Raw genomic sequence first — 8,608 nt, 5'->3', positions numbered from 1 at the left:
GATGAACACCCTGATGTGGCAACTAGCCTGAACAATTTGGCAGGACTCTACGATTCACAGGGAAGGTACAGCGATGCCGAACCTTTGTACATCGAAGCTTTGTCGATGACAAAACGCCTGCTGGGAGATAAACACCCCTCTGTGGCAAGTAGCCTGAACAATTTGGCATTCCTCTATTATTCACAGGGAAGGTACAGGAAAGCCAAATCTTTGTGGATTGAAGCTTTGGCAATCGCTGAAAAACGTTTGGGAGCAAATCATCCCAATACAATAACCATTCGTGAAAATCTGGAAGACTTGCGGCGGAATCGTCAGCCTTGATTCAGGAGAATGGTTGCTTTTGTCTCCTGTTGGTTTCAGTAATTTAGGTAATCTGCGCCGACCGCATTACTCGCCTGGGATTCAAATTTTAGTCTAATAAGTAGGCAAGATAATTAATTACACAATATCATCGCAAATGCAGTGAAGCAAAATAATGCGATCGCACAACCTAAAACTACTTCTCTACGATATGCTTTGCGGAGGGTGCGATCGCAATAACTGTAAATATTTTTATTTCTTTACTTAATGAGCCTCTGAACTCCGTTAATGAGTCTTTTAGCTTCATTAAAGAGTCTTTTAGCTCCATTAAAGAGCCTTTGAACTCCATTAATGAGTCTTTTAGCTTCATTAAAGAGTCTTTTAGCTCCATTAAAGAGCCTTTGAACTCCATTAATGAGTCTTTTAGCTTCATTAAAGAGTCTTTTAGCTCCATTAATGAGTCTTTTAGCTCCATTAATGAGCCTTTGAACTCCATTAATGAGTCTGTTTTAATTTATCAAATCCCCGACTTCTTCAAGAAATCGGGGATCTAAATCTAACTTAAGTATGTAACCCACCATCCAGGTTTTCGGTACGTTAGCCTACGGCATAACACACCCTACGAAACTATGAGGCTACCAATTACCTACAGGTTGAGCAGTCGGAGAAAACATTGAGGGATCGATTGAAATGCCCAATCCTTCAGCTACACGACGACCATAAGAAATATCTGCCCGGAAAAAGTGGCAAAGTTGGCGCATTTGGATGTCCTGCCTTGCTTGAGAGAGACTACCAACAATATTTTTAGCAAGACGCTCTTGCTGCTCAGGAGTTAGTAACCGATACAAATTACCTGCTTGGGTGTAATCGTCGTTTCCTTCACGATGATTGTAACGATCGACTGTGACATCGCCCAAATGGTTAGGTGGCTCTGCATAAGCTGGATTTTCTTTAGGCGTACCTTCAGCACTATTCGGTTCATAGTTAGGAACGCTACCGTGGTTGTTCCCCGATGCCATAAAGCCATCTCGCTGATAATGCATCACTGGACATTTGGGCTGGTTGACAGGTAGTTGCTGATAGTTACCACCCAAACGATACCGTTGAGCATCTGGGTAAGAAAAAATTCGAGCTTGCAGCATTTTGTCTGGAGAGAAACTAACGCCAGGAACCACTGCACTAGGGCTAAAAGCAGCTTGCTCTACTTCGGCAAAATAATTCTCAGGGTTACGATTTAGCTCTAATATCCCAACTTCGATTAAAGGATATTCTCCTTGTTTCCAAACTTTTGTCAAGTCAAAGGGATTATCTGGATGTTTTGCGGCTTGCTCCTCAGTCATCACCTGAATACACATCCGCCACTTAGGATAGTCTTTTTTAGCGATCGCTTCAAACAAATCATGAGTCGCATGATCGGGATCTTCGCCCTTAATCTTAGCGGATTCTTCCTCTGTCAAGGTTTGATGTCCTTGCAGAGTCTTAAAGTGAAATTTACACCAAACGCGATCGCCCTGAGCATTAATTAAGCTGAAGGTGTGGCTACCAAAACCGTCCATGTGTCGATAAGTTTTGGGTATTCCTCGATCTGAAAACAGGATCGTCACCTGGTGAAGCGATTCTGGACTGAGTGACCAAAAATCCCACTTTGCATTATGGTCTTTGCGATTGGTTTGCGGATTGCGCTTTTGGGTATGGATAAAATCAGGAAACTTGAGGGGGTCGCGGATGAAGAAAATAGGGGTATTGTTGCCTGTAATATCCCAGTTGCCCTCTTCAGTATAAAACTTGATGGCAAAACCTCTAGGGTCACGCTCGGCATCTGCTGAACCTTTTTCTCCTCCAACTGTAGAAAAGCGCAGAAGAACTTCCGTTTTCTTGCCAATTTCAGAAAAAAGTTTGGCTTTACTGTAGCGAGTGATGTCATTGGTGACAGTAAAAGTACCATAAGCAGCCGCACCTTTAGCGTGGACAACGCGCTCAGGAATACGTTCTCTGTTGAAATGAGCCAGCTTTTCTATGAGGTGGAAATCCTGCATTAATACAGGGCCACGCGCTCCAGCTGTGAGTGAGTTCTGATTATCGCTAACTGGAATACCGTCAGCAGTTGTCAAGTTTTGGGGTTCAGTCATGGGTTAAAGAAGCTCTCCATGTAAGTTACTCAGATTGCCCACAGTACATTTTAGTCAGTAGATGGATACCTACTGATAGAACAATCTAATTCATAGTCATTACGAGTTTGTATATAAATCATACTCGATATGATTATGAATTACAAGGAATTTTTTTGTATTTTGGTAAGATGCAGAGACGATATATCGCCTCTATAATGCCTTTCAGGTATTTAAATGTTTGAGAATCAACGAGCAAACATCTGTCGCCTCAATTTGATGTTTATCAATTAGGTGACTTTGATGGGTGATAAATAGAGGCCCTTCATCTGGGGAAGTGGTGATATTGCCGTGAGAGCCACGCACCAGGGAAGCATCCAAAGGAATTACATCCATCAGGTAGCGAAAACCTAGTTGTTTCTTAAGTAACTTGAGAGCAATTTTTCCTTGAGGAAATTTTATTTGTGGATCGAGGAAAAGTTCTACAGGATCGTAACCAGGTTTGCGGTGGATATCTACAGTTTTAGCAAAATCAGGCGCTTTCGCATCATCGAGCCAATAATAATAGGTAAACCAAGCGTCAGATTGAGCGATCGCTACCAACTCACCCGATCTAGGATGATTGAGATGGTAGGCTTGTTTCCCCTCTTCATCCAATACCTGCGCTACGCCTTCAGTCGCTTCTAAAAGCGATCGCACTTTCGGGATATACGCCGGATCATTCACATAAACATGAGCAATTTGATGATCGGCTATAGCAAAGGCAATGCTAGCCCCAAAATCGAGCAGTTCTCGCCCTAATTCTTCTCGTATAGCAATTAAACCATTTTCCCGTAGTACGCGGTTTAAATGTACAGCTTTAGAAACTGGGGTAATGCCATACTCAGAAAGAATAATTACCTGAGTATTGCGTGCTTGATAATATTCAATTAAATCGCCACAAACAGCATCAATTTCTCGCAAATCTGCTTTAATCTCTGTTTGATTGTTACCAAATTTTTGCAGACAGTAATCTAAATGTGGTAAATAAACTAGTGATAATGTCGGGCTGTAATGTTCCTCAATCCATTTTGCGGAATTGGCAATCCATTGACTAGAACTAATGGTAGTTTTTGGGCCCCAAAAATCGAACAGAGGGAAGTTTCCTAAATCAGATTGAATTTGCGATCGCACATCACTAGGATGGGTATAAATATCAGGTAATTTTCTCCCATCTGCGGGATACATCGGGCGCGGTGTAATCGCATAATCTACTGAAGAATACATGTTGTACCACCAAAAAAGGTTGGTACAAGTGAAATTTGGATCGATTGATTTAGCTATTTCCCAAACTTTAGGAGCTTGTACTAGTTTATTAGATTGTCGCCAAAACTTCACTTCACATTCATCGCGGAAGTACCAACCATTAGCGACAATTCCATGTTCATCAGGGAATTTTCCTGTTAAATAAGTAGCCTGAACCGAACAAGTCACAGCAGGTAGCACTTTTTTGATGGGAACCATTTGCCCAATAGCCGCCCAAGAAGATAAAAACGGAGTATTTTCTCCTAGTAAACTGGGCGTTAATCCGACAACATTTAGAATAACTGTCTTTTTCATAAACTTACTTTTTAATTTGCGGCGAATTCTTTTAATACCCACTCATATTCTCGCTGAATAGAAGTCAGCATATCTATCTTCATTTCTGATGGCAATACATCCCAAGTGTAAGTCTCAATTTCTAAATGTGAGCAAGCATTATTTGTCTGAAGTAGCTGTAAAACAGTAGCAATATCATCTTGCGTAGATTGCAAAATTTGATAATCATGAATAAAAATTGGGACATGAAAGTGAGTACGCCATTCTTCAGCTAAAGATTGCTCTAAATGTGGTAATGCAGTTATTAAGTCAGGATAGTGATGGAGTGTACCATCGCTGCGACGTTCTATTACCTGGTGAAGATAGGTAGATTCTGCAAAAGGACGTAAGCGTTCAACTATCAAACTCCGCTTTTCAACCTCAGCAGGTATTTTTACTTGAATTGCAGCGCTGATTTGAATTTTGCCAATTTTAATTCCTGCCGATTGCAAACGTGTAAATACAGAGTTTGGCTGCTCATATTCAACGGAAAAATGGCAGGTGTCATAGCAAATCCGAACGTGTTCTAGCAATTTAGTCTCTGCTAAATCTTGTTCAATATTTAATTTTTCTGATAAATAACTACCACCGATTGGTAATAACCAATTTTGATAGAAGTCAATTACTTCTGAAGTATTTTCAATTAAACCATCAGGCTCAGGTTCTAAATCAATATGAAGGATCTTGCCTGTTTGTTCACCGATGCGAATCATTTCTACAAGAACTGATGCTATATTCAAACAACTCTTTTTCAGAACAGTCTCGAAAGTTGTTTGGTCTTTTACCCACCAAGGCTTATAGGATAATGGTAGTGTAGAAATTCCGCCATCAAGTCCTTGGGGTAATAGACTAGCTAAAATGTGTGCCAAATTTAATGTATAATTAACCCGTTCTTGTGTAGACCAATCTGGTGCATAAACTTGGTCTTTTACCACCTGTCGATGAAATCCACCATAAGGGAATCCGTTTAAGGTGAAAACATATAAATCTTGTTGAGTTAGCCAAGTTTGGAATTGAGCCAAGTTATTACTTTCTAAAAGTTCTTTTGCTGCAACATCTGCTAACCTCAAGCCAATCCCAAAAGGTTCTGTTGGCGATAAACGTGATTTGAGTTCAGGAATATACTTCTCTAAATTGGCGAAAACCTCTAGCCAACTTTCACCAGGATGAATATTGCTGCAATAAGTTAAGTGAAAATTATTGTTTTTTGTAATTTTCATTTTCTAGCTCTATCCTTTGTATATCTGTTTTCTTTGGCTTAAACTATTCCACAAAATACTTGCTACATATTCATGGGTAGGGGCGCACATCTATGCGCCCCTACAGCCGATTAATGGTATTACTGGGTGTATACATTCAAATTTAAGTAACAGCAAATACCTTTGCTAACTTCATAGAAAATGGTAGCAAAATTAGAACAAATAAACCGTAATACAAACCAGCAAAACCAGATGCAACGGTTGCATCTAAAACTATTAGAGATAAAACGCCTATTCTTACAGCATTTCGGATATTTTCAGCTATCGGTTCCCGCGCCGCTTTGATAAAATTAGGCAAGATTCTGATAGCTAATAAAATAGCGAATGGTAGGGCTGCGATCGCTCTATACTCTTCTAATAATCCTAAAGCTAAAACTGCTGTCAAAACTATTGCAATTAGAAGTAGCGCGAGTACTCCCGTAATCTTCTTTCCTCCGTGAACTTCACCCTGACTAATTGCGGTGATAGCAGCAATATAAAGAACAGGAATCAGTGCTAAATACCAACGTTCACCGATTATTTCGGGTACAGCACTTACACCTAATAATAAGTTACTGCCACGGCACAAACCCATATTTAAAGGGCCGAAAAAAGGATGATGTTTGGCGAGTGAGTTATAAAGGAGGCATGAAAGAGCGATAAAAATAGCGATCGCACCACTCAATAACGATACTTGAAAAGCAGCTATACTCCCGATTAAAAACAGTATACTCCCCAATAAAGTAGCATTTTTACGAGATACCCGACCACTGGGAATTGCTCTATTTGGGCGCTCTTTTGCATCTAATTCTGCATCAAAAACATCGTTAAAAACTATACCGCCACCGTATAAGCCAGTTGTAGCCAATAACAACCAAGCTAATGGAATTAGTATGGAAAAGTTTGCTTCTCCATTCATTAATTGAATAAAAATAATTCCAGAACCAGAAGCAGCAAAGCCTAGAAGAATATCCGCCCAAGCAGTAACAATATTAGCAGGACGCATCAATTCCAGATAACCCCGCCAGCTTTGAAAATTTAAGCTTGCAACATTCACTTATCTGCCTCCGTGCCTAGTATTTCTCAAAATAAACCGCATATTACAAATGAACCAGATATTTATACACTCCTCACTGCCAATTTTCTATTCAATCAATACAAAATCTGAAACTGATTTGATTCCTGGTTCTTGTCCCCGTAGCACAGAATTACCACTGAACATTTGACGTTGATCGATAGATTGAGGATTGAGCCAGTCTGAAGCTTTCATCTGCCCAGTTTGACTGTAAGCAGCTAGGGCATTTTCATAACAAACTGCTCGCACATGTTCTTCAGGAATACCCCTCTCTAACATCAACTGAGCCGTTTTTGGAACTGCCAAAGGATCGCTAATACCCCAATCAGCGCTACTATCTACAATGATGCGATCGCATCCATACTTACGGACAACTTCTACCATCCGAGCGTTACCCATCTTCGTCTGTGGGTAAATCGTGAAAGCCGCCCAAAAGCCCCGTCCTAATACTTCTTCAACGGTTTCTTCGTTGTTGTGATCGATAACTACTTGTGAAGGATCTAAGCCATATTCAATACAGCGATCCATACTCCGACTAGCACCCGCCTTTTTATTGCGGTGAGGAGTATGAATTAGTACCAACGTATCGAGTTCTTTGGCTAATTCTAATTGTTGACAAAAGTACTTATCCTCTGCTTCTGTCATATCGTCATAGCCAATTTCACCAATGGCAACAACTCCTTCTTTACAGGCATAAAGTGGTAGCAGTTCCATAACTTCAGCTGCTAACGCTTCATTGTTAGCTTCTTTCGGATTTAGGCCGATTGTGCAGTAGTGTTGGATGCCAAACTGACTAGCACGAAACCGTTCCCAGCCCACAAGACTACTGAAGTAGTCTTTAAATGAGCCAGCGTTAGTTCGGGGTTGTCCTAACCAAAAGGCTGGTTCAATAACGGCAACAATTCCATATTCCCGCATTACTAAGTAATCGTAAGTAGTACGGGAACACATGTGAATGTGAGGATCGATAAACATCATGGTTTTAATGATTGGGCATTGGGCATTGGGCATTGGATATTGGGCATTGGGCATGAGGCATGGGGCATTGGCATTTTCCTTGTCCTCCTCGTCTCCCTTGTACAGACGCGATTAATTGCGTCTTTCCCCACTTCCTTTTATTCGTAAACTGACAAGCGAGCGCGGCTAAAACTGCTCCAAGTCAGATTACCTTGTTGAATAGATGACTGTAAATCTGGGTAATGAGAAAGTAATGCTTGCGCTTGGGGTAAAGGAGACTCAGCACAAGCTAAGGCTGCTGCTTCTTGCTCGTGTATATCCCCATTAGCCAGTACTTTTTCCAAATCTGTAATGATGCCGCTATCGGCAAACCGTCCTACAGGTCGCCAAAGTTCTGGCGTAACTGAGCGTTTAGCTGCCCAACGTTCATGGGCATAGTCTGCCAACATCCTCGCCAATTCTGGGTTAGCACGCCGGTCTAGACCCCAAATTAGATGTAACGGACTGCCGACAAACACAGCCTTCAGTACCATCTGATTCCAAGCAGCATTATTTAAGTAATTTGCTGGATAAGGGTTACGTAGTGCTATAGCTTGAAATACATTACTCATATTGCTGCGAATTCCCTCAGCAGTACGATGGCGATGTAACTCTGGATGTGGTAGTAGCGGCAAACTTTGATAAAGGGCAACTAACTCCCCCATATCGGCAGTGGAGAAGACTTGATCAAGCGATCGCACATAGCCCTCAGCATCATCGTGGGGCAAAGCTAAAAGCAAAAGTGTGCGACCTGCTTGATCTACACTCCAATTACCAGGATACCAGCCGGGGATCAGATCCTCTGCTGCTTCCAAGTCTTGGAATGTTAGCTGCAAATCCTGTTTACCTAGATAACGCGGCACAGCACTAAAAGCCGTAAAAAACACTCGTTCAGGAGCGCCGCTAGCAATCTGTGCCTGCTTCTGTTCCAACCAAGTAAAAGCTTTCTCTGAAACAGACTTTAACAGCCAGTGATGCAGTAATTTGTTTACTTTACTCATGATAAATTCAGGATAAGTTGCCCAACTTCTTTGTGACAACCAAGTATAAAATATAGCACTAAACTTGATATTTTGGGTTTGAAGCAGTTAGATAATATCTTACTGGGATCGTAACTTCACTGAATCTATAAAAATCTCCTAATTTTAAAGAAGATACTATAAAGATACCATTTTGATTAGATAAATTTCCAAATTATCTTACGGAAAAAAATTAGAATTTTATGTAATAATGATCCCCATTACTCACCTCAGATATAAACTATAGGTATTAAT

8 protein-coding genes are annotated in these 8,608 nt (G+C 40.9%); 1 reads left to right on the top strand and 7 read right to left on the bottom strand.

The features are described from left to right. Window positions 1-321: tetratricopeptide repeat protein (locus RMY16_RS26245; protein WP_322738817.1), on the top strand; the 321-nt coding region annotated here is incomplete at its 5' end. Window positions 322-496: 175 nt separating this feature from the next. Here RMY16_RS26245 and RMY16_RS26240 read toward each other — a convergent pair. The 7 genes from RMY16_RS26240 to RMY16_RS26210 form a co-directional block, all read right to left on the bottom strand. Then, complete coding sequence (locus RMY16_RS26240; protein ID WP_322738816.1) at window positions 497-775, bottom strand: hypothetical protein; 279 nt, start codon at window positions 773-775, stop codon at window positions 497-499. Between the two features lie 160 nt (window positions 776-935). Continuing rightward, the gene (locus tag RMY16_RS26235; RefSeq protein WP_322738815.1) at window positions 936-2,429 is read right to left on the bottom strand and encodes a catalase; all 1,494 of its coding nucleotides are present in this window, start codon (window positions 2,427-2,429) and stop codon (window positions 936-938) included. 204 nt (window positions 2,430-2,633) lie between these two features. After that, window positions 2,634-4,007: an alkaline phosphatase family protein gene (locus tag RMY16_RS26230; RefSeq protein ID WP_322738814.1), complete on the bottom strand. Its 1,374-nt coding sequence runs from the start codon at window positions 4,005-4,007 to the stop codon at window positions 2,634-2,636. 11 nt (window positions 4,008-4,018) lie between these two features. Continuing rightward, window positions 4,019-5,245, bottom strand: coding sequence for a metabolite traffic protein EboE (gene eboE, locus RMY16_RS26225; protein ID WP_322738813.1), 1,227 nt, complete (start codon window positions 5,243-5,245; stop codon window positions 4,019-4,021). A gap of 142 nt (window positions 5,246-5,387) precedes the next feature. Then, window positions 5,388-6,320 (bottom strand): UbiA-like protein EboC, encoded by a 933-nt coding sequence (gene eboC, locus RMY16_RS26220; protein ID WP_322738812.1) that lies wholly within the window; start codon window positions 6,318-6,320, stop codon window positions 5,388-5,390. Window positions 6,321-6,407: 87 nt separating this feature from the next. Next, window positions 6,408-7,370: a TatD family hydrolase gene (locus RMY16_RS26215; RefSeq protein WP_322738811.1), complete on the bottom strand. Its 963-nt coding sequence runs from the start codon at window positions 7,368-7,370 to the stop codon at window positions 6,408-6,410. Between the two features lie 83 nt (window positions 7,371-7,453). Then, on the bottom strand, window positions 7,454-8,335 hold the full coding sequence (locus RMY16_RS26210; RefSeq protein WP_322738810.1) for an EboA family metabolite traffic protein: 882 nt from the start codon (window positions 8,333-8,335) through the stop codon (window positions 7,454-7,456). Window positions 8,336-8,608 lie beyond the last annotated feature (273 nt).

Source organism: Nostoc sp. DedQUE12b (assembly GCF_034530835.1).
Taxonomy (GTDB): domain Bacteria; phylum Cyanobacteriota; class Cyanobacteriia; order Cyanobacteriales; family Nostocaceae; genus Nostoc.
This window is presented reverse-complemented; position numbering and strand designations above follow the sequence as displayed.

Excerpts from the sequence above, each read along its gene's own strand:
- RMY16_RS26240 (WP_322738816.1), bottom strand. The coding sequence starts at position 775 with ATGGAGCTAAAAGACTCATTAATGGAGCTAAAAGACTCTTTAATGAAG.
- eboE (WP_322738813.1), bottom strand. The coding sequence starts at position 5,245 with ATGAAAATTACAAAAAACAATAATTTTCACTTAACTTATTGCAGCAAT.
- RMY16_RS26235 (WP_322738815.1), bottom strand. The coding sequence starts at position 2,429 with ATGACTGAACCCCAAAACTTGACAACTGCTGACGGTATTCCAGTTAGC.
- RMY16_RS26215 (WP_322738811.1), bottom strand. The coding sequence starts at position 7,370 with ATGCCCAATGCCCAATATCCAATGCCCAATGCCCAATGCCCAATCATT.
- RMY16_RS26210 (WP_322738810.1), bottom strand. The coding sequence starts at position 8,335 with ATGAGTAAAGTAAACAAATTACTGCATCACTGGCTGTTAAAGTCTGTT.
- RMY16_RS26230 (WP_322738814.1), bottom strand. The coding sequence starts at position 4,007 with ATGAAAAAGACAGTTATTCTAAATGTTGTCGGATTAACGCCCAGTTTA.